Origin of the sequence: Caloramator mitchellensis (genome assembly GCF_001440545.1) — a bacterium.
Classification (GTDB): domain Bacteria; phylum Bacillota; class Clostridia; order Clostridiales; family Caloramatoraceae; genus Caloramator; species Caloramator mitchellensis.
Genome location: NZ_LKHP01000006.1, coordinates 92,637 through 116,561, shown reverse-complemented (window position 1 = coordinate 116,561; position 23,925 = coordinate 92,637). Strand labels below are relative to the sequence as shown.

Sequence of the window (23,925 nt, the reverse complement as noted above, 5' to 3'; positions counted from 1 at the left end):
AAAATAAAAATAATGGAGGGGTAACATGGCAACTAAAAGACCAGATGATTTTGAAGTAAGAAGACAACATCTTAGAAATTTGTCAGATGAAGAATTAGAGCAGAGATTTTGGCAGCTCGCAGAGGAGATTGTAAAACCTCTTGTTGAACTTGCAAAGACACATACAACTCCAGCTGTTGAAAGATCAGTATTGTTAAGAATGGGATTCTCAAGCATTGAAGCAAAGGCAATTGTAGAAGGAGTTATGAATTTAGGGCTTCTTGGAAAGGGAGCAGGTAATGTTGTGTTCAGATTGGCAAAGAAGAGAAACATTCCTGTAAGAGAAGCTGGACTTTTATTAGTTGAAGGAAAAGCATGGGAAGAAGTTCCAGGACTATTCGAGGGAGGTGCTGCAAATGCTTGATAAGAATATAAAACTTGATATAGAAGAATTATTAAAGGACCTTGAAAGTTACAGACCAAAAAGAAGAGGCTGGCATTGGAGAGAAGAACAGGGTAAACAAGTATATGGCGAATTTGAATATCATCAAGCTTCAAAGCCTTTAAAGCAGAGCATTCCATTACCTGCATCAAAGAGTTTTGGTTATATCGACCCTCAGCCAGATTGTATTATAACTACTGAAATTGCATCTGGACGTTTTGAGGATGACATAAGAAGAATGAGAATGGCTGCATGGCATGGTGCAGACCATATAATGGTTATTAGAACTGCTGGACAGAGCCACTACGATGGACTTATTGAAGGAACACCAGAAGGTATAGGCGGGGTTCCAATATCAAGAAAACAGGTTAGAGCAACAAGAAAGGCTCTTGATTTAATAGAAGAGGAAGTAGGTAGACCAATAAACTTCCATTCATATGTTTCAGGAGTTGCAGGACCAGATATAGCTGTTATGTTTGCAGAGGAAGGAGTAAACGGTGCACACCAGGATCCGCAATACAATGTTCTATATAGAAATATAAACATGGTTAGATCCTTCGTTGATGCAGCTGTTGCTAAGAAAATAATGGCATTTGCAGATATGGTTCAAATAGACGGTGCGCATAATGCTAATGCAACTGCTATGAAGGCTTGGAAGGTTATGCCAGAACTTATGGTTCAGCATGCTTTAAACTGTGCTTATTCAAAGGCTGTTGGGATGAAGCCACAAAATATAGCACTTTCAACAGTTCCACCTACAGCACCGCCTACACCATGTTTAAGAATAGATCTTCCATATGCAGTAGCTCTTAGACAATTATTCAAGGACTATAAGATGAGAGCTCAAATGAATACAAAGTATATGGAAAGCGATACAAGAGAAGCAACTGTAACTCATGTTTTAAATCTATTGATTTCAAGATTGACAAGAGCAGACATTCAATCAACAATAACTCCAGACGAAGGAAGAAACGTTCCATGGCATTACTATAATATTCAAGCTATAAACACAGCAAAGCAGGCTCTTGTTGGAATGGATGGACTATTAGAATTAGTTGAACTTAAAAAGGATGGATACTTGCCTGAAAAGGTTAGAGAATTAAAGGAAAGAGCGGTTCTGTTCATGGAAGAAATACTTGAGGTTGGAGGATACTTCAAGGCTGTTGAGATGGGCTTCTTTGTTGATTCTGGTATGTATCCAGAAAGAAATGGAGACGGCATTGCAAGACAAATAGACGGTGGAATTGGCGTTGGAACAGTATTTGAAAGAGATAAGGATTACATGGCTCCAGTTTGCGAACACTTTGGATATAACAACTTGCCAGAGGGAATTGAAAAGCCATGTGACCTTATAGATGGCTGCACATTCCATAAACCAGAAAAAATTGTTTTCATCGACGAGCTCGACGAAGAAGATAATGTTCTAAACAGACTTGCTGAAACGGAAAAATATAGAAAGACTAACGAAATTAAGCCTGAAGTTGAATGGGCCGGCGATGGAATTGTTGCAACAACTATATTCCTTCCTGTTGATGAAAGCGTAGCTGAAGCTGCTGCATTGGAAATAGGTAAGAAGATGGGACTTGAAGACGTTGTTGTTATTCATAAGCAATCAGCACATCCATCAGAAGGAACAGTTGTTGAAATAAAAGGAAGAGTTCCATTTACAGTGGATACAACTAAGCTTGTAATTCCAAAGAAACCTGAGGTTCTTGATGACGATATAATAAGAAAGGATATCGAAAGAAAGGGAATGAAGGTTGTTGCAGCAACTGTAGGTGAAGATGAACACTCAGTTGGATTAAGAGAAGTAATTGACATTAAACACGGTGGAATTGAAAAGTATGGTATTGAATGCCACTACCTTGGAACATCTGTTCCGGTTGAAAAATTAGTTGACGCAGCAATAGAATTGAACGCAGATGCAATTTTAGCAAGCACAATAATAACGCATAACGATATTCATATTAAGAATATGAAAAAGTTACATGAGCTCTGCATTGAAAAGGGTATAAGAGACAGAATTATACTTTGCTCAGGTGGAACTCAAATAACTGATGAAATTGCAAGGGAAGCAGGAATGGATGCAGGATTTGGAAGAGGAACTAAGGGACACCATGTTGCAACATTCCTTGTAAAGAGAAGATGGGAATTGGAGAAGGAATGATATGAAAATCGATTGTTTGATTGCCGAAATAGGCAGCACAACAACCGTTTTAAACGCCTTCAATATAAAGGATGAAGTAAGATTTTTAGGTCAAGGTCAGGGACCAACTACGGTTCTTGAGGGAGATGTTACTATTGGGCTTAACATGGCCCTTGATTCGCTTGCAAAAAATTTGGGAGTTGACTTTATAGAATACGATGAGTTTTTTGCAACCTCAAGTGCTGCGGGAGGCCTTAGGATGACAGTGCACGGCCTTGTTTATGATATGACTGTAAGGGCGGCAAAGGAAGCCGCCCTTGGGGCCGGTGCTATTATTAAAATGGTGACTGCAGGAAAGTTAAGAAGAACTGACCTTCAAAAGATAAAGGAGATAAGACCAAACATCATCCTTGTTGCTGGAGGGGTCGATTACGGTGAAAGGGAGACAGCCCTTTACAATGCAGAATTGATTGCAAATTTGAAGCTTAATGTTCCTGTGATTTACGCAGGGAATATCGAAAACCACGAAGAGGTAAAACTTATTTTTGAAGAAGCAGGACAGCCTCTTTATATTGTTGAAAATGTATATCCAAGAATAGATATGTTAAATGTAGAACCCACAAGAAGGGTTATACAGAAGGTATTTGAAGAGCATATTACTAAAGCACCTGGCATGACTAAAGTCAGGAACATGGTAAATGAAACAATTATTCCAACGCCAGGAGCTGTTATGGAAAGCGCGATTCTTCTTAAGGAAGATTTAGGGGATTTGATGGTTTTAGATGTAGGGGGAGCAACCACCGACGTTCATTCGGTAACAGAAGGCAGCGATGAGATACAAAGGATTATGGTAAGTCCAGAACCTGTTGCTAAAAGAACTGTTGAGGGAGATTTAGGGGTTTACGTTAATCTTCCTCATATAGTTGAAAGGATTGGACTTGATGAGCTAAAAAAGGAATTCCCTGATGCGGAAGAACTTATAGAAAATAGAAAGCCTATTCCTGTAACTGATAGAGAAAAGGAATTTGTTGAAAGGCTGACTAAGGAGGCTGTCTTAACTGCAGTAAGAAGGCATGCAGGAGGATTAAGACACCTATTTGGCCCATCAGGCAAAAAGACGATAGCAGAGGGAAAGGACTTAACAAATGTAAAGTATATTATAGGGACTGGTGGAGCCTTGACAAGGCTGCCTAAACGGGTTGAAATTTTATCCAGCATACCCTATGATAATACCGGTGATATGTTTCTTTATCCTAAAAAGGGCGTTAAGGTTCTTATAGATAATCATTATATTATGGCTTCACTTGGGGTTTTATCTAAAAAACACAGGGAAGCGGCGTTAAACTTATTAAAACAAAGTTTGGGCTTGGAAGGTGCTTAATATGTATCCAAGAGTTGAGATTGATTTAAACAAACTAAGGGATAATACAAAGTTTTTAGCTGATTTGTCCCAAAAATCCGGAATTAAAATTATGGCGGTATCAAAGGTATACTGTGCAATTCCTGAGCTTGTAAAGGTTCAAGTTGAGGGAGGAGCAGAGTATATAGCAGATTCTAGAATAGAAAATTTAAAAAAAATAAAAGATATAAAAGTTAAAAAGGTTCTTCTAAGGATTCCAATGCAGAGCCAAGCAGATGAAGTTGTTGAATACGCAGATTACAGCCAAAACTCTGAGTTGGAAACTATAAAACTATTAGGACAGGCAGCTTTAAAAAAAGGCAAAACTCATAAAGTAATTCTTATGGTCGATTTAGGGGATTTAAGGGAAGGTATCTGGCCTTCTGATGTAGACCATTTTGTCAGTGAAGCTATAAAAATTCAGGGGATTAAGATTGTAGGATTTGGAGTCAACTTAACCTGCTATGGCGGTGTAATTCCTGATGAAAACAATTTAGGGCAGCTAGTTGAAATAGCGCTGAAGATGAAGGAAAGATATAGTCTGGATTTAGAGATTATTTCAGGGGGAAATTCCAGCAGTTTATATCTGCTTCTTGAAGGTAGACTTCCAAAGGGGATAAACAATTTAAGATTCGGAGAGGCTCTTGTTTTAGGAAGAGAAACAGCCTATGGAAATATGGTTGAAGGACTCCATAAGGATATATTTGTTTTAAAGGCCGAAATAATTGAGCTAAAGGAAAAGCCTTCTGTTCCTATTGGAAACATAGGTATGGATGCTTTTGGACAAAAACCATATTTTGAAGATAAGGGAATTATGAAAAGGGCTATACTTGCTATGGGAAGGCAGGATATTGACCCGAATGGATTGATTCCTGTTGATAAAAATATTTCCATTGTAGGTGCAAGCAGTGACCATACTATACTCGATTTAACTAATTGTGAAAAAGAGTATAAAGTAGGAGATGTTGTTGAGTTTTACATGGAATATGGAGCACTTCTAAGGGCAATGACTTCTGAATATGTTAAGAAAATATTCGTTTGATTGAAGTTTAAGAGGCTGTCGCAAAAAAATTGTGCAATATATTATACGCTTTTAAATATTGAGCCACATGAATGATTTCTCGGGCTTCGCTCAAAAAATTAAATGTATCATAGTTATTCTGTTGCGACAGCCTCTTGTTTTAATTTGTAGCCTTTAATATTACGAAGTAACCAATAAATTGTTGGTTTGAATCATATAGTGGTATATATTCGTTGATATATTCTACAGAATTAATCTTATTATGGCCTAACCAGAATATCGGAATACCATATTCATGCAATGTTTCAAAGAAATATTGCATTCCATCGGAAATTGTAAAATTGAAATCTGGATTTGATTTATATATTAAATTAAAGTTTTTATCAAACACAAAAAAAGTAACGTCTTTTTCAGTTGCTAACTGATTTAGGTTTTCGTTGTAGTTTGTTCCGTTATTAATTAAGTTGCCATTTTCGTCAAAGCTCCAATTGATTATGCTAGTTTGAGAAAATACAGGGTTAATTGTTATCGCCAATTCAGTAGCTAAACTTGTGATTTCAATGTCATCGTAATATTTTACTTCTGCATTTGGATTAGTCTTTAATATATCAGTTAGCTGTGTCCATAAAAGGTTGTTATCTTCATATAAATTTAGCTTATTATTTTTAATTTCAACATAAAAATTATCTTCTTTGTTAGGCCTGTTTGTTAGGTAAAGAAATAGAGGGTTAATGTCTGATATATTATTGTTATTTACATATAGTTCAATTAACTTTGGTTTATTACTAATAAAATTAAGCGAAGAAAGATTTGTTTCATCTAGATATAAATATTTAAGATTAACAAGGTTATTAAGTTTTGCAACGTCAAGTCTAGTATAACCATTTAGAGAAAGCTCCTCTAAAGTAGAAGGCAAAGTAGGCATTTTAGTTATATTATTGTCATCCGCATAAAAAATTTTTAGTCTCTTCAGATAAACTAGTGGAGTTAAATCTGATACAAAATTGTTCTCAATATACAATTCAGTTATGTTTGGAAGGTATCTAATAATATTAATGTTGCTAATTTTGTTATATGAAATATCAAGAACAGTAAGTTTAGTCATATATCTTAATGGAGTAATATCTGTAATCATATTACCGCTTAAATCTAAATATTTTAAATTTTTTAGGTTTGCCAATGGGCGGATATCTCTTATTTTTCCACTTGAATATATTTCTATTTTTTCAAGCTTAGTTAAATACTTAAGTGGAGTTAAATCATAAATTGTATTTTTAGGAATGGTTATTAATTTTATGTTTTTAGCATATTCTAGTCCAGAAAGCGATGTAATTGTAGTAGTTCTTGCGGCTTGAATTTTAGTTAATCTTAGCATGTCCACATTTGTTATATAGCCCTTTGATTTTTTAATTTCTTTTCTTACAAGAACCTCAAGGTTTTTATCTTTGAACTTAACGTATGTAGTCTTAGCCAAAGAAACACATTGAAATAATGAAATTGTGATGATGGTTAGTAGTAACGTGCTGAGAAGTCGTGGAACGAACCTTTTCATAGTTGATTTCAACCCCTTTACAAAAAATTAATAAACTTATTATAATCATCATACCAAAAACTGCTTCTTAAAACAATGTTAATATATACCAACAAAAAAGAGGCAATTATGCCTCTATCTAGGAATGAATCCAATTTTTTTCTGAATTTTTCTTAGCATCTTATTAGCTACATAATTTGCTTTTTCTGCACCCTTTTTATATACGTCTTCAAGATACGTTTTGTCGTTTATCAGCTTTTTAACCTTTCCCTGAATTGGAGAAAGTTCATTAACAATCGCATCTGCTACATCTGATTTAAATTGAGCATATCCACATCCTGTATACTTTCTTTCAATTTCTTCCGGAGTGAGGCCTGTTATAGCCGACATAATATTGATAAGATTCATTATTCCCGGCTGTTCCTCAGAATATCTTACCACTCCAACTGTATCCGTAACAGCCCTTGAAATTTTCTTCTTTATAACTTCAGGAGTGTCCATTAATAGAATATAACCGTTTGGATTATCTTCTGATTTTGACATCTTCCTTGTTGGATCCTGTAAGTCCATTATTTTGGCAGCTCTTTCAGGGATATATGCTTCTGGAACCTTAAATGTTGGGCTATATAGGTTGTTAAATCTCTCTGCAATATCCCTTGCAAGTTCAAGGTGCTGTTTTTGGTCCTTTCCAACTGGGACTAAGTCAGTGTTGTATAAAAGTATATCTGCAGCCATTAAAACAGGATAATTGAACAGCCCAGCACTTATGCTTTCACCAAGTTTTTGCGATTTGTCCTTAAACTGAGTCATTCTCCCCAGCTCGCCCATATAAGTATAGCAGTTTAAAAGCCAAGCGGCTTCGCTGTGTGCAGGAACATGGGATTGTATAAAGAGTGTATTCTTTTCAGGATCAATTCCTGATGCAATATAAAGTGCAAGTATTTCTATAGTTCTTTTTCTTAAAAGGGCAGGCTCCTGCTTTACTGTTATCGCATGAAGGTCGACAACACAAAAATATGAATCATAATTATCTTGGAGTTTTACCCAGTTTTTTATCGCACCCAAGTAATTTCCGAGAGTTAAGTCGCCAGATGGTTTGATTCCGCTAAAAATGACTTTTTTTTCTTCCATATATATTCCCCTTTCTGATAAATTGACAAACAATTCAAGAACTCAAGAAATCAAGTGAATGTCACCAATAAAAAGCGCCCTATACAAATGTATAGGGCGCGAGCGCGCGGTGCCACCTAATTCAGAAAACTAATGTTTTCCCTCAACGGATACTATTATATCCTGCCTTTATAACGTAAGGCTCACGGCTTTAGCTACTAAAGTTCACCTAGCTCCTTTGGGACCCATTCGAATTAAGTGTAACTGCTGCAATTCCACCATCTGCAGCTCTCTTGAAGTCAGTGACTTAATCTACTTGCTTCCCTTCATTGGATTTAAGTTTAATATATTATATTAATATTAGTTTGTCAAGAATTCAAGGATGTATTTATAAAATTTTCAGAAAATTACAACATATTATTGATAATGTTATCATTGTTTGATATAATTATACTTAATTTAGCAAATAATATCTAATATTAACAGAAAATGCTGCTGTAATAAATAATGATTTCTTCGAATAATAGCTTTAAGGGGTGGTATAATGAAGGTTAGAAAGAAGGATGGCCGTATTGAAGATTTCGATATGGATAAGCTAATTACGACAGTTGAAAACGCCTCGGATGATGTAAAGGAACCTATGAATTTATCCGATGTAGAAAATGTCGTCCAAGAAGTAGAAAAAAGATTGATCGACGAAAAAATTGAAGTCCTTGATTCTGATTTTATTAAAGACGTTGTGGTTGAAAAACTAATTGAGTTTGGTTTCAAGGATGTTGCTAAAGCTTATCAAGAATTTAAATTATAAATTTTAAGGAGGGGGTTTAAATGCCAGGACTAAAAGGAACAAGGACAGCTGAAAATTTAATGAAGGCATTTGCTGGAGAATCTCAAGCTAGAATGAGGTATACATATTACTCCAGCGTTGCAAAGAAGGAAGGTTATGTTCAAATAGCTAACATATTCATGGAAACAGCAGAAAATGAAAAGGAACATGCTAAAGTTTTCTTTAAGTTTTTAAATGAAGAATTAAAGGGAGAAACAGTTAACATAACTGCAGATTACCCTGTTGGACTTTCAACAACTTTAGATAATTTAAATTATGCTGCAAATGGCGAACATGAAGAATGGGAAGACCTTTATCCTGAATTTGCAAAGGTTGCGGAGGAAGAAGGTTTTCCAAGGATAGCATTTGCTTTTAGGAAAATTGCAGAAGTTGAAAAAAGACATGAAGCAAGATATAGAAAGTTATACGATAATATAGTAAATGAAAAGGTGTTCAAAAAGGAAACAAAAACATTGTGGAAGTGCAATAATTGTGGATATGTTCATGAAGGTGAAGAAGCCCCAGCAACATGCCCAGCATGTCAGCATCCACAGGGATATTTTGAGGTTTTTGTAGAAGCATATTAATTCTAGACTATAATTTTTAGGCCCTATGAGATTACGTTTATTCTTTTGCGAATAAAGTCGTTAAATCTTCATAGGGCTTACGTTATTTTATGATAATATATAATTTTAAATTTATTATTTGCATATTGTTAATAATAAATTTAAAAAACAATAAGAGAGGAAAGGTTATGGAAATGTTTTGCTACCAATGTGAGCAGACGGCGGGTGCAAAGGGATGTGTTAAGATTGGGGTATGCGGTAAACAGCCTGATACGGCTAACCTGCAGGATCTCCTAATTTATATTTTAAAGGTCATAGCATTTTATGGGAACATTGGAAGAAGTATTGGGGTTGTAGACAATAATATTGACCACTTTATAGCATATGCTATGTTTTCTACATTAACTAACGTTAATTTTGACAACCAGAGATTTGTTGACATGATATATCAAGCTGATAAGTATAAGGAAGAATTAAAGAATAAGGTTAAAACTGAATATGAAAGAAAGCATGGCAAATGGGATAAACAGGAACCTGAAGCCGCTCTTTATAGACCCAGTGGTGGAGTAGAAGAACTTTTAGAACAATCAAAGGGAAAGGGTATAATGGCAGATGAAAAACTTGACATGGATATTAGGTCATTAAGAGAAATAATAATTTACGGATTAAAGGGAATGGGTGCATATGCTCATCACGCTCAGGTTTTAGGAAAATCGGATGAAGAAGTATACGCATTTTTCCATAAGGGGCTTGCAGCAACATTGAATAATGCTCTTTCTGTAAACGACTTGGTTGGATTGGCGCTTGAATGTGGTAAAGTTAATTACAGATGTATGGAAATACTAAATGAAGGGCATAAGGAACATTATGGAATACCTGAACCGACTGAAGTTGAACTGGGAGTTAAGAAGGGGCCATTTATAGTTGTTTCAGGCCATGATTTGCATGATTTGGAAGAATTATTAAAGCAGACCGAAGGTAAAGGTATTAATATATATACCCATGGTGAAATGTTACCTGCACATGCTTATCCAGGGCTCAAGAAATACCCGCATTTAGCAGGGAATTTTGGAACAGCATGGCAAAATCAGCAGGTTGAATTTGACAATCTGCCAGGCGCAATATTGTTTACAACTAACTGTTTGATGCCTCCTAAGGACAGCTACAAAGATAGATTATTTACGACAAGCATGGTTGGTTTCTCTGGCATTCAACATATAGATGCTGTTAATGGTAAAAAGGATTTCACTCCAGTTATAAACAAGGCTTTAGAGCTTGGAGGATATAAAGAAGACAATATCGAAAAGAAAATTTTAGTAGGATTTGGACACGACGCAGTGATAGGTGTTGCTGATAAGGTAATAGATTTAATTAAACAGGGCAAGATAAAGAGATTTATGCTTATTGGAGGATGCGATGGAGCAAAGCCAGGAAGAAATTATTACACTGAGATGGCTCAGAGGGCTCCAGAGGATACTATAATTTTGACACTTGCCTGTGGAAAATATAGAATAAACAGACTTGACTTAGGGGATATTGAAGGAATACCAAGGTTATTAGATGTAGGTCAGTGCAATGATTCATATTCAGCTATAAGGATAGCACTTGCGCTTGCAGATGCATTTAAGTGTGGAGTTAATGATTTACCTTTGCATCTTGTCCTTTCATGGTATGAACAAAAAGCAGTTGCTATCTTATTGACACTACTTCATCTTGGAATTAAAAATATAAGATTGGGGCCAACATTACCTGCATTTATTACCCCTAATGTTTTGCAGGTATTAATAGATAATTTCAACATTATGCCAATATCAAATGCCGAACATGATTTAGGAGAAATTTTAGTTTAGGAGAGCTTGCCTCTCCTTTTTATTTTGTATATTTTGGTATATAATATACTTATCTTTTAGGAAAGAGAGATGATTAAATGTTTATTGATGAATTCGTAGAGAAAAATGAAGACATAAAATTGTTACTCGACATTTATAAAGAAGAATTTAGAGAAGCATATAAAAAGTTAAAGAAGAATCAGACAAAAAAGAAAAAAGCTATAATTAGAAATTCACAGTGGATTTTTATGAAATGGTATTTTTCTTCATTGATAGATAATACATATTTTTCCCCGGCAAACATAATAAACAGAATTGTGTATGAAAGATATGGTGGAGAATCTGTTGTTTTGCCAAATATAACGCCTATATTTATTGAAAATGAGATAAGAGATTTTAGGGTTAGTTTTAGAATCGATCATATATTGCGTTGCAGTGTTTTAGATGATGTAAGAAAACTTCAGGAGATAATAAAAGAGAACCCTCTAGAAATGAAAAATGTTCCTTTGGACAAAATATTTGATGTTTATAAAAACGAAGTTTCTATAAAAGAAGAAAATTATTATTTATATCTTTTGCAGTTTGCATTAATGGTGGGTGCAATACAAATAGTTGAAGAAAAAAATTCGAGAAGGTTGGTTGCTGTAGATAAAGAAATAGATAGATGGAGTGAAACTCAATATTATAAAATATTGATTGACTATATTATTGCCAACACAGAATATCACTTGAAACGAGTTATTAATTCAGATGTGATAAATGCAGATTACGTAAAGAATTTACTAAAAAATAAAATGATTTTTGAAGAAGTGGCAAAGTCACTATTAAAAGCTTTGGGCTTAAAGAAAAAACAAATTGAAAAATTTTTGATGAATGACTTTGAAGGATTGAATTTTAGCTATTTAAATGAATTTATTATGGCTGAGTCCATTTTAATTAAAGAGTTCATAATTCCATTCAGCTATTATATACCCATTATTCAGCCCTGCTATCTGGATGGATTGAAATTCAATGAATTGTTTGATATGGTTATACAGGCCGAAGAAGAAAATGAACCTGTTGAAGAGATTATTTTTACAAGTATGTTGATTTATGACTTATCGCGATTAGGTGATACTATATTAAGAAGTCCAAGACGCGTTAAGTATCAGGATGTATTTGACAAGAAAGTAGATGTGCAAGAGATAATATCAATGAGAAAACAGATTACTGAAAATCCGGAATTCTTTGATTTTTGGAAGAATATCAAGATTAATGATTTGGAAGATTTATTAAAATCGCTGGAGGAAGAATATAAAAAAGAGGAAAAGAATGAAGAAAAGCCCAAAAAGAAATTTCACAAGGAAGGAAATGTAATACATTTATTCAAAAAGGATTGATTGTGAGGTAAGTATGAAATTCAAAGACAAAATTTCAGTTAGAGAGCTAGTAGAATTTATATTAAAAAGCGGAAGTATTGAATCTGGTCAGTTTGGACTAGGCGGAATAGAAAGAGCAATTGAGGGGACGAAAATTCATAAAATGATTCAAAAAAAATTTAAGGAGAACTATTCCGCTGAAGTAAATATAACCTATTTATATGAGGATGATGAATACTCAATTGAAATTACTGGAAGAATCGACGGTATAATAGATGGTGAAATAATCACAGTTGATGAAATAAAAACTACAAATAAGGATTTGGATAGATTAGAGGAAAATTTTTTGCACCTTGCTCAGGCAAGGTGCTATGCGTATTTGTATGCAAAGGAAAAAAATTTGGATGGCATCAATGTAAGATTAACATATTGCAATGTTGATACTCTTGAATTAAAAATTTTTGAACATTACTACACTTTAGCCGAACTGGAAAGTTTTTTTATTGCAATCTTAGAAAAATACAAAATTTGGGTAAAATTGGTTTGCGAACATAATAAGTCGAGGGATGACTCTATTAAAAAACTTCAATTTCCATTTAAAGAGTTCAGGGAAGGACAAAGAAAATTATCTGTTGCGGTGTATAAAACAATCAGGGATAAAAAAATATTGTTCGCAGAAGCACCAACCGGGACAGGAAAGACAATAGGGACGCTTTTTCCTGCTATTAAGGCACTTAGAGAAGGTTTAGGGAGCAAAATTTTTTATCTTACTGCAAAGACAATAACAAGAACAGTAGCTGAAGAAACAGTGAATATGATGGTTAATGATGGTTTGGTGGTAAAATGCGTCACCATTACTGCTAAGGAGAAAATATGTTTTTTAAAGGGAAAGTGTAGTCCTGAAGAGTGCGTTTATGCAAAGGGGCATTTCGACAGAGTTAATCAAGCTATATTTGAGGCTCTGAAGGAGAAAATTATAGATAGGCAGAAGATTGCATATTATGCTGAAAAACATAAGGTGTGCCCGTTTGAACTTTCGCTTGATATTTCTTTGTTTTGCGATATCGTTATATGCGACTACAATTACGCTTTTGATTTATCAGCCAGTCTAAAGCGTTTTTTTGAGGCAGATAAGAACGATTTTATTTACTTAATTGATGAGGCTCATAATCTTGTCGACAGAGGCAGGGAAATGTATTCTGCAGCTTTAAATAAAAGAAGCTTTATGAATTTTAAAAAGAAATATAAGGATTATAACAAGCTTAAAAAAGCGCTGGAAAAAGTAAACAGGAAATTTATCGAAATTAAGAAAAGACTAAACAAGGCATTTGAAGTTTGGAGCATTATTCCAGAAGATTTAGTGGACTCATTGTATGAATGCCAAAATATTATTGAAGAAACCATTGTTGAACACAAAATAAATGACGATGAACTTATCAACTTATATTTTGAGATAATTAATTTTATTAAAATAAGCCAATTGTTTGATGAAAACTACAGAACTTTTATTTATTTGAGCAGTGAAGATCTCAAAGTAAAGCTCTTTTGTCTTAATCCCTTTAAAATTACAAGTTCCATCCTAAACAAAGCAAATTCAGCCATTCTGTTTTCAGCAACCTTAAGTCCACTGGATTATTATATAAACTTGTTATATAAAGAAAAGGTAAATAAGATAAAATTAAAATCTCCCTTTTCAAAGAATAATATGCTTGTTATATTGGACAGGTCTATATCAACGCGCTACTCAGACAGGGAAAATACTTATGATAGAATTTCTAATGCAATTAAATCTTTTTCAATTAAAAAAGGAAATTATTTAATCTTCTTTCCTTCATATAAATACATGAGAGAGGTTTTGAATAGGTTTAAGATGGAGGATACAGATGTTTATGTTCAGAATAGCGATATGACTGAGGAAGCAAAGGAATTATTTCTAAAAAGATTTAGTGAAAATAAAGGGAAACGTCTTATTGCATTTGCAGTGATGGGTGGCATATTTGGTGAAGGTATTGACCTTGATGGGGACAAATTGATTGGAGTTTGTATAGTTGGAGTTGGACTTCCACAGATATCATATGAAAGGGATGTTATAAAGGAGCATTTTGATAATGCTTTTGGAAGAGGATTTGAATATGCATATGTATACCCTGGATTCAACAGGGTGATGCAGGCTGTTGGAAGGCTGATTAGGACCGAAAAGGATAGAGGAGTTGTTTTGTTGATTGACGACAGATTTGATAAAAAACCTTATAGGGATTTGATTCCTGAATTGTGGAAGCCTGTTAAATATATAAGTAAGGATGAGGAGATTGAAGGATTAACAGAAAATTTTTGGAATAATTGATGTAAATTAATAATTTTATATAGTTAGATGTAAAAAGCTCCTGCAAAAAATTGCGGAGCTTTTTTAACAAATTTATTTAATAACTACTTCAAGAAACAATCACGCTTTGTTTTTTAAGTTTGCTGCGCTGAATTTTAAGAACATATATCCTTGGATTATGAATATTATAGCGCTTAAAGTAAATGTAATCTCATATCCAAAATTAAAGTCTGATATTATAAAGCCAGCAACAAAAGAAGATATTGAAACTGTGAAGTTATTGGCAAATACAATTATACTGTTAAACTTGTCCTGATAGTTTTCAGGAACAGACTTTAATATCAAATCGCTCTCAACAGGTATTGGAATATTTAAGAAAAATGACCTCAAAAAATAAAGCAGACCTAAAGCGGTAGAAAAAAACAAAATGTTATTCTTGATAAAAACAAGGAGCAATAAAACCGGAAATACATAAACTTTGGCGTCCCATAGTGTTTTAGTTTTTCCGAATTTTTTTGCTGCATATGGAGAAAGAAGCATGGCAGCTATCATCCCGATTATACTAAAATTGTTTATAAAGGATGCTGAGAACGTGTCTAAATTCAGTTTGTTTATCAAATAAGTTGTATAATATGGACCAATTAGACCATAACCAAACGCTCCTAATGATGTATATGATACAAGGAACAGCATCCTCTTGTCGAATTGGAGTTTATTGTTTGTTTTTTCTTTTTGAGTAATTGCCTTTTCTGTTTTAATAAGAAAAGCTGGGATAATGCTAAAAATTGCAAATAAACTAAAAAAAATCCATGAAAAGTTATAGCCGAACAAACTCAATATTTTGCCTGATAAAAAATTTCCTATCAAATTAGTAGTTACGCAATAAGTTAATACCATCCCGATAACCTTTACTGTGTTAAATCCTTTTGTGGTTCTTATTAAAAATGGAGTTTTTATAACAACAATTGTTGATATAGCAAGCGAATATAACAAAACTCCGGCGATAACTAGAATGATGTTTTTCGAAAAAATAAACATTATTCCGCTTAAGGAGCTTGAAATAGAAACAAAAGCAAAAAGCGCTTTATCTGTAAACTTACTGCTAAAAATTCCAGCAATATAAGCAAATCCAGCAAAACTTAATGTTTGAATTAAAGAAACTGTTCCAACAAGATTTTCCTTATAACCAAGGCTTAAAATATAAGGGCCTAGTAAAAACATGTATGCTCCAACAAAAACTCCTAAGAACAGTTCGTATATTAAATAAAATGTAATATTAAGTTTAAAATTTCTATCTATTTTCATTTTGACCTCCTTAAAAAGTGTAAATCAACCAAATAACTCAATTAATGGGATGAATGTCACTTAAGACAAAGTAAAAATAATCAGGCTGCCAATCACACCAAGTATTAAATCCATTGTTTATTAAGACTTCCTTTAAAGAGAGATCTTCTTTACATATAGAAGTCATAGGCTGAGGAAGATTATTCTCCTTTGCAAGTACGCTGAAGTATTCATAAAATGCATCGATTGCTTCAACTTTTGTTTCAAAGGGTTCAAAACTAATATCTCCTTTGATTGAGAACATACCTTTGTAACCGTTAATAGAGATAAATTGATTTGATTTATTCATTTTTTCAATCAGCTCTGGTGTGACTTTTTCAAATTTAAATGATAATGGAACTAGGCCATTAAGTTTTTTACAATAATCAAGCTTTAAATAATCTTCATAAGTTAAATTAAAGTATTCTATTCTAAAATCTTCTATTTTAAATTTAGGAATATAATGTTCATCTTTGGTTATTATAATACTTTCCCATTCTTTTTTAAAGCCAAGTTTAGTATTTATGTTTATACTCTCAACGTTTGTTAAATGAGTTGCAAATGCAATTTTATTTATTTCGCTATCTTTTAATTTTTCTTTAGCAATACCTAAAATTTTACTAGCCAATTCTTTGCCTATACCTAGGTTTCTGTAGTCCTTATGAACTCTTAAACCCTCAAGCCAGCCTGTCCCATCTAAAAGGTAGGATAATTTTGCACACCCAACCAATTTATCATATTCATTGTATGCTCCCAAAAAGAAACCTTTATCATCAACCCACTGATGAAAAATATGCGGCAAATAATCAGTTCCGCCCCATATATCCTTGGAAATATCCAATAAATTATCATAATCGTCATGTGAAATTTTTTTATATGTAATCATAATACCCTCCCCATTTTAATGATAATCAACTTATTAGATTATTATATTACTAATTATTGATAAATGAAATGGATAAAATGTATAATTTAGAGGAGGACATTTAAAAAATAAATAGAATATATTATTTTGAAAGAATGTATATAAGGAGAGAGAATGATGGAAACTTATATTTATAAAATAGTTCCTTACAAAGAAAACTTTATGGAGACGATTACTGAAGAAGAGGAAAAAATAGTAGGAGAACATTTTGAATATTTAAAGAAGGCTCATGAAAATGGAATAGTGTTGCTTGCTGGACCATGTCTTGATGCAGCTTTTGGCATTGTAATATTTAAAAGCAATAATTTTGAGGAAGCAAAATTATTCATGGAAAATGACCCTGCAGTAAAAAGGGGCGTGTTTGAAGCAGAGTTACATGATTTCAAAATTTCAATAGGAAATTTAATTTAAGGTGATAAAAATGGATTTGTTTGATTATATGAATAAGCAGAATAAGGAAAAATTAGAACCTCTTGCTGAGAGGATGAGGCCTGAAACATTGGATGAATTTGTAGGACAGGAACATTTAGTTAGAAAGGGTAAAATGCTTTATAGGGCGATAATTACTGATAATTTGACTTCTGTAATACTTTACGGTCCTCCTGGAACGGGCAAAACTACCCTTGCAAAGATAATTGCAAATACAACAAAATCAGAATTCATGCAGATAAATGCAGTAACTTCAAACCTGTCAGAAATAAAAGCAGCTATTGAAACGGCTGATAAAAATCAAAAAATGTATAACAAAAAAACAATATTATTCATAGACGAGATACATAGGTTTAATAAACTTCAACAGGATGCCCTTCTTCCTTTTGTTGAAAAGGGAATTGTAGTTTTAATAGGTGCCACAACTGAAAACCCTTATTTTGAAGTTAATAAAGCACTGCTATCAAGATCTTTGATATTTGAACTAAAGCAAATTGAACCTGTTGATGTTTATAAGGTTTTAAAAAAGGCTCTTAATAGCGAAAAGGGATATAAAAATTATACAATCGAAGTAACTGATGATGTCCTGTGGTTTTTTGCAAACAACAGCGGAGGGGATGTAAGAAGAGCGTTAAATGCACTTGAAATGGCTGTCATGACCTCAAGCAAGGTTGGCGAAAAGATAGTAATAACGCTCGAGGATGCATCAGAATGTATGCAAAAGCCACCAATAAATTACGATAAGAACGGAGATAATCATTATGACGTTATTTCAGCATTTATTAAGAGCATGCGCGGCTCAGATCCAGATGCTGCAGTTTATTATCTTGCAAGGATGATAGAAAGCGGGGAAGATCCTATGTTCATTGCAAGGAGGATAGTTATTTGTGCAAGTGAAGATGTAGGAAATGCAGATCCTATGGCGTTAAATGTTGCTGTAAGTGCTGCAAAGGCAGTAGAATTTATTGGACTTCCAGAAGCCAGGATTATATTGTCACAGGCTGCTATATATGTAGCATGTGCGCCTAAAAGCAATGCAAGTTATTTTGCTATAGATGATGCTATAGAAGATGTAAGAAAAAACCCCAATATAGAGGTGCCGGGCTACCTTAGAGATACCCATTATAGTGGTGCAAGGAAATTACAAAGAGGATTAGGGTATAAATATCCTCATAACTTTGAAAATAATTTTGTATATCAGGAATATTTACCGGAAAAAATAAGAGGAAGAAAATATTACAATCCGACAAATAATGGTTATGAAGTTAAAATAAGCGAGAGATTAAAAAGGCTTTGGAAAGGTTAATTTGAAATTTTTTTAACGATAAAGTTGACAATATTACTCTGATATGCTAATCTAAAATTGAAATTCTTAGTTTTTTAGTCTGAATTAGAGGTGATAGGATGAAACTTTCCACCAGGGGAAGGTATGGGGTCAAGGCAATGTTTGAACTTGCAAAATCCTACGGAGGAGCTCCGGTATCAATAAAGGAAATATCTGAAAGACAGAATATATCAGAATATTATCTTGAGCAGCTTTTTTCAAGCCTAAGAAAGGCAGGACTTGTTAAAAGTATTAGAGGAGCTCAGGGAGGGTATGTCCTTTCTAGAGAGCCTAAGGATATAACGATAAAGGAAATATTTAATGTTTTGGAAGGACCGATAGAGCTTTCTGAGTGCATAACCGAAGAAATGAATTGTTCAAGAATAGATTACTGCGCTACAAGACTTTTGTGGCTAAAAATAAACAACAGCATTAACGAAGTGCTTAATTCAACAACATTGCAGGATGTTGTTAATGATTATAATACTCTGCAAAATTTCCGGGTGAAGGGAGAATAGATATGGAAGAGAAAAGATTAGTTTATATGGACCATGCCGCTACTACTTACGTAAAGCCAGAAGTTTTAGAGGCAATGCTTCCTTATTTCACTGAAAATTTTGGTAATCCTTCATCGATTTATACGTTTGCAAGGAAGTCTAAAAGGGCAATTGAAGATGCAAGGGATAAAGTTGCAAAGGCTTTGAACGCAAATACCGATGAAATATTCTTTACAGGTGGAGGTTCAGAGGCAGATAACTGGGCTATTAAAGGAGTTGCCCTTGCAAATAGAGAAAAAGGCAATCATATTATTACTACAAAGATAGAACATCACGCAGTTTTACATACATGCGAATACCTTGAAAAAAGAGGATTTGAAGTAACTTATTTAGATGTGGATGAAAATGGAGTTGTTGATTTAGAACAGTTAAAGAATGCAATAACTGATAAAACGATATTGATTTCAATCATGTTTGCTAATAACGAAATAGGAACTATTCAGCCAATAGCTGAAATAGGAAAGATTGCAAGAGAAAGAGGAGTATTATTCCACACTGATGCAGTTCAGGCGGTTGGGCATATTAAAATAGATGTGAAGGAAATGAACATAGACTTACTATCTTTAGCTGCTCATAAATTCTACGGACCAAAGGGTGTAGGAGCATTATACATTAGAAAGGGAGTAAAGATAGATAACCTGATACACGGCGGAGGGCAGGAAAGAAGAAGAAGAGCTGGAACCGAAAATCTGCCTGGAATAGTTGGACTTGGAAAGGCTATTGAGCTTGCAACACAAGATATAGAGGGGCATAATGCTAAATTGATAACTTTAAGAGACAGATTATTAAACGGTATTATGGATAAGATTCCTCACACTAAATTAAATGGTCATCCTGTTCATAGACTTCCAGGTAACATAAATGTTAGCTTTAGATTTATAGAAGGCGAATCGCTGCTTTTACTTTTAGACCAGTTTGGAATAGCGGCATCAACAGGAAGCGCATGTTCATCAGGTTCTCTCGACCCGTCCCACGTGTTATTGGCGATTGGACTTCCACATGAAATTGCTCATGGGTCATTGAGATTGTCCTTAGGAGATAAAAACACCGAAGAAGATGTGGATTATGTTTTATCAGTGTTACCAAATATAGTTCAAAGGCTTAGAGATATGTCACCACTATACGAAGATTTTTTGAAGGGGGAAAAGTAATATGGAATACAGCGAAAAAGTTCAACAGCATTTTTTAAATCCAAGAAACGTAGGAGAAATACCTAATGCAGATGGAATTGGTGAAGTTGGAAACCCACAATGTGGCGATATAATGAAAATTTATCTTAAAATAGATAACGATGTAATAACAGATGTAAAGTTCAAAACATTTGGTTGCGGTGCTGCAATTGCATCAAGCAGCATGGCTACAGAACTTATAAAGGGAAAAACTGTTGAAGAGGCATGGCATTTAACTAATAAGGCTGTTGCTGAAGCGTTAGATGGACTTCCAGCAGTAAAAATGCACTGTTCAGTTCTTGCCGAAGAAGCAATCCACAAGGCAATAAATGACTACAGAGTTAAAAAGGGATTGGAACCATGGGAGGATAAATTTTCTCAAGGTGGACACGACCACCATCACCATGAACATGAAATTGAGTGATATCTGTATATTACAGCATACTTCATAAAATCTGCAATTTGTGCCCCATGAATGATTTTGATGCTGTTTCAAAATCATCCATGGGGTTCTTCATGGAGAGACGGTTTTGAAAAATTCTAAAAGCTTGATATAATATGAATATGATAGAAGAGCTAACTAAAATTAATGAAATTGAGTAAAAATAAGATTTCAGGGTTTTTATTAGTCTATAAGCGTTTAGAAGGATGGTAGGTAATAAAATAACTGGCTGAAAGAGAAATAATAATTAACTACGAGTGGGAATAGATTAAACATACATATTATTGAATTTATAGTTTGGCCAAATTGACAAACAATTCAAGAACTCAAGAAATCAAGTGAATGTCACTAAAGAGGTGGTAGGAATGAAGGAAACAGTAGTTGTAGGAATGAGTGGTGGAGTTGATAGCTCTGTGGCAGCATATCTTTTAAAGGAGCAAGGGTATAATGTTATAGGAATTACTATGACATTAGTCCCAAAGGATGTTTTTTATGAAGAAAAAATAGGTGGATGCTGTTCAATTTCGGCAGTTAACGATGCGCGTGAGGTTGCAGATAGATTAGGCATATATTACTATGTAATGAATTTTAGAGATGTTTTCGAGAAAAAGGTAATTCATAATTTTATTGATGAATATATTGCTGGGCATACACCAAATCCTTGTATAGCATGTAATAAGTTTATAAAGTTTGATGAATTCTTAAGAAAGGCAGAGGGGTTAGGGGCAAAATATGTTGCAACTGGCCATTATGCATCAGTAAAATATGATGAAGAAAGAGGAAGATATCTATTAATCAGGTCTTCGGACGTTAGAAAAGACCAGACATATGCACTATATGGGCTTACACAATATCAGCTTGCACATACTCTTATGCCTCTAGGTGGATTAACTAAGGATAAGGTAAGAAAAATCGCTGAGGAAATTGGGCTTGTGGTTTTCAATAAACCAGATAGTGAAGAGATATGTTTTGTTCCTGATAATGATTATGCTAATTTTATCAAAAATAGGGTTCCGGATAAAGTAAAGCCAGGATATTTTGTTGATGTCAATGGAAATATATTGGGGGAGCATAAGGGAATAATACATTACACTATAGGGCAGAGAAAAGGACTTGGTATAGCCTTTGGAAAGCCGATGTTTGTTGTAGATATAATTCCTGAGAAAAATTTAGTAGTAATTGGTGATGAAAAGGAAGTATTCAGGGATAGGCTATATGCAGAGGATTTGAATTTTATTCCTTTTGACAAATTAGAAAAGGAAATAAGGGTTACTGCAAAGATTAGATATTCAGCTAAGGAGGCACCAGCAGTAATTTCACCATATAAAAATGGCGTTATCGTGAAGTTTGATGAACCCCAAAGAGCAATTACTAAGGGTCAGTCGGTAGTATTCTATGACGGTGATATTGTAGTAGGTGGAGGAATAATTAAGGATATAATATGATGCAAAGCTATAGGGTTGATTATTTACTAAACCCTATAGCTTTTTATTTTTGCGTGAATTATTAATTTTAATTTGCAAATAATAAAATATAATATATTGGCAGAGGTGAGTGTATGTTAAAAATACTCGAGATAAAGGGTAGGAAGGTTTACTATGAAAAAAATGAAATTGGAAACGTTGAAAATGCAATAGTGGATTATAGAACAAAACGTATAACATCACTCATTATAAAGCCGCTTGATGAAAAGGGAATTGTATTTCTTTCTAAAATTAATAATTTAGAGATTATTAATGATATGGTTTATCTAAAAAATGAGCCATACAGAGTTAATATGAATTCTATAAAAAAGGCTGAAGTATTTTTTATAACAAATTTATTTGGTAAGAGTGTATATGACAAAGACAAACGAGAAATTGGAAGTATTGTAGACATCGTGTTAGAAAAGAATAGCGGTGATATAATAGCGTTTATAGTTTCGATGGGTTTTTATGATGATTTAATTACGGGAAGAAAACTGGTTTTCTTGAAAAAGGAAGATTTATTAAAGAATGGAAGAGCCTTCGTTGAAGGAAGCAATATCGAGATGATTAATCAAATTTCTTTGTGGTCGTTTTGAGGGATAAATATGAAGATAGCGCTTAAACCAATTGTTAATATCGTATATATTTTGGTTTTATTAATATTAATGTATGTGTTCATTAAATACCTTAAGCCAGTAATAATTGCAGCATTTCTATCATATATGTTATATCCAATAGTAAAATATCTAAAAAGAAAAGGATTAAGTCAAAAGATTGCCTCTATATCTACTGTTGCTATTTTTATTATGTTAATCGCATTAACTCTAATATATGTGATTCCAATGATTATAAAAGAAGCGGCTGATTTGATGAACAATCTGAATGAAATAACGCACGAATTAGAAAAGATTTTAATATTCCTGAATGATGAACAACTACCCCCATACATCAAAAATATAGTAAACGTTACTACAGTAAAATTGGAGGAGATTATTTCAAGAAATATTAAAAAAACATTTGATGATATATTTAATTTACTGTCTAATATACCTACCTACATATTAATTCCTATATTTATGTATTATTTTCTATCTGATTCTGAATATTTTACGAAAACACTCAGGGCAATAATTCCTTTTAAATTGCGGGATAAGGCTTTAGAAATGTTCAGAGACTACGATAAGATATTAGGTGCATTCTTTAAAGGGCAGCTGATTTTATCTATTATTATAACTTTATCAACTTTAGGCATTCTCATTATTTTTAAAATAAAATATGCTTTTATCATTGCATTTTTAAATGGAATAACTAATATTATCCCATATTTTGGGCCATTGCTGGGGTTTATTCCAGCACTACTATCTGCTTTAACCGAATCGACAACCAAGGCTCTATACATATCGGTCGCTTTTTTTGTTATACAGGAAATTGAAAGCGGGGTTATTGCTCCAAAGATATTGGAAAACAAATTAGGATTGCACCCAGTTATTGTTTTAATTGCACTTTTGATAGGAGGTAAATTCTTTGGCTCGTGGGGGCTTATTTTATCTGTTCCTGTTTTTGCTATATTAAAAGTAACCTACAATTATCTCATTAATAATCTTTATTAAAGTAATACTTGATTTTTTTATAATATTTTATATAATGAAAATTAGCATTAATATTCTAAAGGCGAAGATGAGAAGGAGTATATATTTCTTCTGATTACAGAGAGAAGGCGGTTGGTGAAAGCCTTTACAGAGAAGTATAGAAGCAGTCTC

At 33.6% G+C, this 23,925-nt stretch carries 21 protein-coding genes and 2 other annotated features (1 of these 23 cut by a window edge); of the genes, 17 read left to right on the top strand and 4 right to left on the bottom strand.

Annotated elements, in window-relative coordinates:
- The first annotated feature begins 25 nt into the window (after window positions 1-25).
- Genes ABG79_RS06850 through orr form a run of 4 tightly spaced genes read left to right on the top strand, consistent with a single transcriptional unit; the run spans window position 26 to window position 5,008 of the window.
- The gene (locus ABG79_RS06850; RefSeq protein ID WP_057978487.1) at window positions 26-403 is read left to right on the top strand and encodes an ornithine aminomutase subunit alpha; all 378 of its coding nucleotides are present in this window, start codon (window positions 26-28) and stop codon (window positions 401-403) included.
- Window positions 396-2,588 (top strand): D-ornithine 4,5-aminomutase subunit OraE, encoded by a 2,193-nt coding sequence (gene oraE / locus ABG79_RS06845; RefSeq protein WP_057978485.1) that lies wholly within the window; start codon window positions 396-398, stop codon window positions 2,586-2,588. Before ABG79_RS06850 ends, oraE begins: the two co-directional genes overlap by 8 nt.
- A gap of 1 nt (window position 2,589) precedes the next feature.
- The gene (locus tag ABG79_RS06840; protein WP_057978483.1) at window positions 2,590-3,948 is read left to right on the top strand and encodes a GlmL-related ornithine degradation protein; all 1,359 of its coding nucleotides are present in this window, start codon (window positions 2,590-2,592) and stop codon (window positions 3,946-3,948) included.
- Window position 3,949: 1 nt separating this feature from the next.
- On the top strand, window positions 3,950-5,008 hold the full coding sequence (orr, locus tag ABG79_RS06835) for an ornithine racemase Orr (protein WP_057978481.1): 1,059 nt from the start codon (window positions 3,950-3,952) through the stop codon (window positions 5,006-5,008).
- 139 nt (window positions 5,009-5,147) lie between these two features.
- On the opposite strand, the gene ABG79_RS06830 is transcribed toward orr, so the two are convergent.
- Together ABG79_RS06830 and trpS are read right to left on the bottom strand one after the other, a co-directional pair.
- The gene (locus tag ABG79_RS06830) at window positions 5,148-6,539 is read right to left on the bottom strand and encodes a leucine-rich repeat domain-containing protein (protein WP_083490364.1); all 1,392 of its coding nucleotides are present in this window, start codon (window positions 6,537-6,539) and stop codon (window positions 5,148-5,150) included.
- 114 nt (window positions 6,540-6,653) lie between these two features.
- Complete coding sequence (trpS, locus tag ABG79_RS06825) at window positions 6,654-7,649, bottom strand: tryptophan--tRNA ligase (RefSeq protein WP_057978478.1); 996 nt, start codon at window positions 7,647-7,649, stop codon at window positions 6,654-6,656.
- A gap of 89 nt (window positions 7,650-7,738) precedes the next feature.
- Window positions 7,739-7,967: a binding site (T-box leader), on the bottom strand.
- Between the two features lie 205 nt (window positions 7,968-8,172).
- Between trpS and ABG79_RS06820 the strand changes: the two genes are divergently transcribed.
- The 5 genes from ABG79_RS06820 (at window position 8,173) to ABG79_RS06800 (ending at window position 14,551) form a co-directional block, all read left to right on the top strand.
- Complete coding sequence (locus ABG79_RS06820; RefSeq protein ID WP_057978476.1) at window positions 8,173-8,436, top strand: ATP cone domain-containing protein; 264 nt, start codon at window positions 8,173-8,175, stop codon at window positions 8,434-8,436.
- A 20-nt stretch (window positions 8,437-8,456) separates the two neighbouring features.
- Window positions 8,457-9,041 (top strand): rubrerythrin, encoded by a 585-nt coding sequence (gene rbr / locus ABG79_RS06815; RefSeq protein ID WP_057978474.1) that lies wholly within the window; start codon window positions 8,457-8,459, stop codon window positions 9,039-9,041.
- Between the two features lie 167 nt (window positions 9,042-9,208).
- The gene (gene hcp / locus ABG79_RS06810) at window positions 9,209-10,870 is read left to right on the top strand and encodes a hydroxylamine reductase (RefSeq protein WP_057978472.1); all 1,662 of its coding nucleotides are present in this window, start codon (window positions 9,209-9,211) and stop codon (window positions 10,868-10,870) included.
- A gap of 77 nt (window positions 10,871-10,947) precedes the next feature.
- Window positions 10,948-12,228, top strand: coding sequence for a hypothetical protein (locus tag ABG79_RS06805; RefSeq protein WP_057978470.1), 1,281 nt, complete (start codon window positions 10,948-10,950; stop codon window positions 12,226-12,228).
- Window positions 12,229-12,241: 13 nt separating this feature from the next.
- A complete protein-coding gene (locus tag ABG79_RS06800; RefSeq protein WP_057978468.1) occupies window positions 12,242-14,551 on the top strand; it encodes an ATP-dependent DNA helicase in 2,310 nt (769 codons plus the stop codon).
- 99 nt (window positions 14,552-14,650) lie between these two features.
- Here the strand turns inward: ABG79_RS06800 and ABG79_RS06795 are convergent, their stop codons facing one another.
- Both ABG79_RS06795 and ABG79_RS06790 read right to left on the bottom strand, forming a co-directional pair.
- Entirely contained in the window at window positions 14,651-15,835 is a 1,185-nt protein-coding gene (locus tag ABG79_RS06795; RefSeq protein WP_057978466.1) for an MFS transporter, read from the bottom strand.
- 37 nt (window positions 15,836-15,872) lie between these two features.
- Window positions 15,873-16,739: a GNAT family N-acetyltransferase gene (locus ABG79_RS06790; RefSeq protein ID WP_057978464.1), complete on the bottom strand. Its 867-nt coding sequence runs from the start codon at window positions 16,737-16,739 to the stop codon at window positions 15,873-15,875.
- A gap of 156 nt (window positions 16,740-16,895) precedes the next feature.
- On the opposite strand from ABG79_RS06790, the gene ABG79_RS06785 reads away from it, so the two are divergent.
- From ABG79_RS06785 to ABG79_RS06750, 8 genes are all read left to right on the top strand, one after another.
- Window positions 16,896-17,189 carry a YciI family protein gene (locus tag ABG79_RS06785; RefSeq protein ID WP_160318227.1) on the top strand — a complete coding sequence of 98 codons (294 nt, stop codon included), beginning with the start codon at window positions 16,896-16,898 and terminating at the stop codon, window positions 17,187-17,189.
- 10 nt (window positions 17,190-17,199) lie between these two features.
- Window positions 17,200-18,513, top strand: coding sequence for a replication-associated recombination protein A (locus ABG79_RS06780; RefSeq protein WP_057978461.1), 1,314 nt, complete (start codon window positions 17,200-17,202; stop codon window positions 18,511-18,513).
- Between the two features lie 98 nt (window positions 18,514-18,611).
- Entirely contained in the window at window positions 18,612-19,049 is a 438-nt protein-coding gene (locus ABG79_RS06775; RefSeq protein ID WP_057978459.1) for an RrF2 family transcriptional regulator, read from the top strand.
- A gap of 2 nt (window positions 19,050-19,051) precedes the next feature.
- The gene (gene nifS / locus ABG79_RS06770) at window positions 19,052-20,239 is read left to right on the top strand and encodes a cysteine desulfurase NifS (protein ID WP_057978457.1); all 1,188 of its coding nucleotides are present in this window, start codon (window positions 19,052-19,054) and stop codon (window positions 20,237-20,239) included.
- A 1-nt stretch (window position 20,240) separates the two neighbouring features.
- Entirely contained in the window at window positions 20,241-20,681 is a 441-nt protein-coding gene (gene nifU / locus ABG79_RS06765; RefSeq protein ID WP_057978455.1) for a Fe-S cluster assembly scaffold protein NifU, read from the top strand.
- Window positions 20,682-21,064: 383 nt separating this feature from the next.
- Window positions 21,065-22,144 carry a tRNA 2-thiouridine(34) synthase MnmA gene (gene mnmA, locus ABG79_RS06760; protein WP_057978454.1) on the top strand — a complete coding sequence of 360 codons (1,080 nt, stop codon included), beginning with the start codon at window positions 21,065-21,067 and terminating at the stop codon, window positions 22,142-22,144.
- A 113-nt stretch (window positions 22,145-22,257) separates the two neighbouring features.
- Complete coding sequence (locus ABG79_RS06755) at window positions 22,258-22,761, top strand: PRC-barrel domain-containing protein (RefSeq protein ID WP_057978452.1); 504 nt, start codon at window positions 22,258-22,260, stop codon at window positions 22,759-22,761.
- Window positions 22,762-22,770: 9 nt separating this feature from the next.
- Window positions 22,771-23,775, top strand: coding sequence for an AI-2E family transporter (locus tag ABG79_RS06750; protein WP_057978450.1), 1,005 nt, complete (start codon window positions 22,771-22,773; stop codon window positions 23,773-23,775).
- A 55-nt stretch (window positions 23,776-23,830) separates the two neighbouring features.
- Window positions 23,831-23,925: a binding site (T-box leader), on the top strand (it continues 145 nt past the right edge of the window).

Bases quoted from the DNA above. Each gene is read 5' to 3' on its own strand.
- ABG79_RS06775 (WP_057978459.1), top strand. From the start codon at position 18,612: ATGAAACTTTCCACCAGGGGAAGGTATGGGGTCAAGGCAATGTTTGAA.
- ABG79_RS06790 (WP_057978464.1), bottom strand. From the start codon at position 16,739: ATGATTACATATAAAAAAATTTCACATGACGATTATGATAATTTATTG.
- ABG79_RS06830 (WP_083490364.1), bottom strand. From the start codon at position 6,539: ATGAAAAGGTTCGTTCCACGACTTCTCAGCACGTTACTACTAACCATC.
- ABG79_RS06800 (WP_057978468.1), top strand. From the start codon at position 12,242: ATGAAATTCAAAGACAAAATTTCAGTTAGAGAGCTAGTAGAATTTATA.
- nifU (WP_057978455.1), top strand. From the start codon at position 20,241: ATGGAATACAGCGAAAAAGTTCAACAGCATTTTTTAAATCCAAGAAAC.
- ABG79_RS06780 (WP_057978461.1), top strand. From the start codon at position 17,200: ATGGATTTGTTTGATTATATGAATAAGCAGAATAAGGAAAAATTAGAA.
- nifS (WP_057978457.1), top strand. From the start codon at position 19,052: ATGGAAGAGAAAAGATTAGTTTATATGGACCATGCCGCTACTACTTAC.
- ABG79_RS06750 (WP_057978450.1), top strand. From the start codon at position 22,771: ATGAAGATAGCGCTTAAACCAATTGTTAATATCGTATATATTTTGGTT.
- oraE (WP_057978485.1), top strand. From the start codon at position 396: ATGCTTGATAAGAATATAAAACTTGATATAGAAGAATTATTAAAGGAC.
- ABG79_RS06795 (WP_057978466.1), bottom strand. From the start codon at position 15,835: ATGAAAATAGATAGAAATTTTAAACTTAATATTACATTTTATTTAATA.
- ABG79_RS06840 (WP_057978483.1), top strand. From the start codon at position 2,590: ATGAAAATCGATTGTTTGATTGCCGAAATAGGCAGCACAACAACCGTT.
- ABG79_RS06850 (WP_057978487.1), top strand. From the start codon at position 26: ATGGCAACTAAAAGACCAGATGATTTTGAAGTAAGAAGACAACATCTT.
- orr (WP_057978481.1), top strand. From the start codon at position 3,950: ATGTATCCAAGAGTTGAGATTGATTTAAACAAACTAAGGGATAATACA.
- ABG79_RS06805 (WP_057978470.1), top strand. From the start codon at position 10,948: ATGTTTATTGATGAATTCGTAGAGAAAAATGAAGACATAAAATTGTTA.
- mnmA (WP_057978454.1), top strand. From the start codon at position 21,065: ATGAAGGAAACAGTAGTTGTAGGAATGAGTGGTGGAGTTGATAGCTCT.
- trpS (WP_057978478.1), bottom strand. From the start codon at position 7,649: ATGGAAGAAAAAAAAGTCATTTTTAGCGGAATCAAACCATCTGGCGAC.
- hcp (WP_057978472.1), top strand. From the start codon at position 9,209: ATGGAAATGTTTTGCTACCAATGTGAGCAGACGGCGGGTGCAAAGGGA.
- ABG79_RS06785 (WP_160318227.1), top strand. From the start codon at position 16,896: ATGGAAACTTATATTTATAAAATAGTTCCTTACAAAGAAAACTTTATG.
- ABG79_RS06755 (WP_057978452.1), top strand. From the start codon at position 22,258: ATGTTAAAAATACTCGAGATAAAGGGTAGGAAGGTTTACTATGAAAAA.
- rbr (WP_057978474.1), top strand. From the start codon at position 8,457: ATGCCAGGACTAAAAGGAACAAGGACAGCTGAAAATTTAATGAAGGCA.
- ABG79_RS06820 (WP_057978476.1), top strand. From the start codon at position 8,173: ATGAAGGTTAGAAAGAAGGATGGCCGTATTGAAGATTTCGATATGGAT.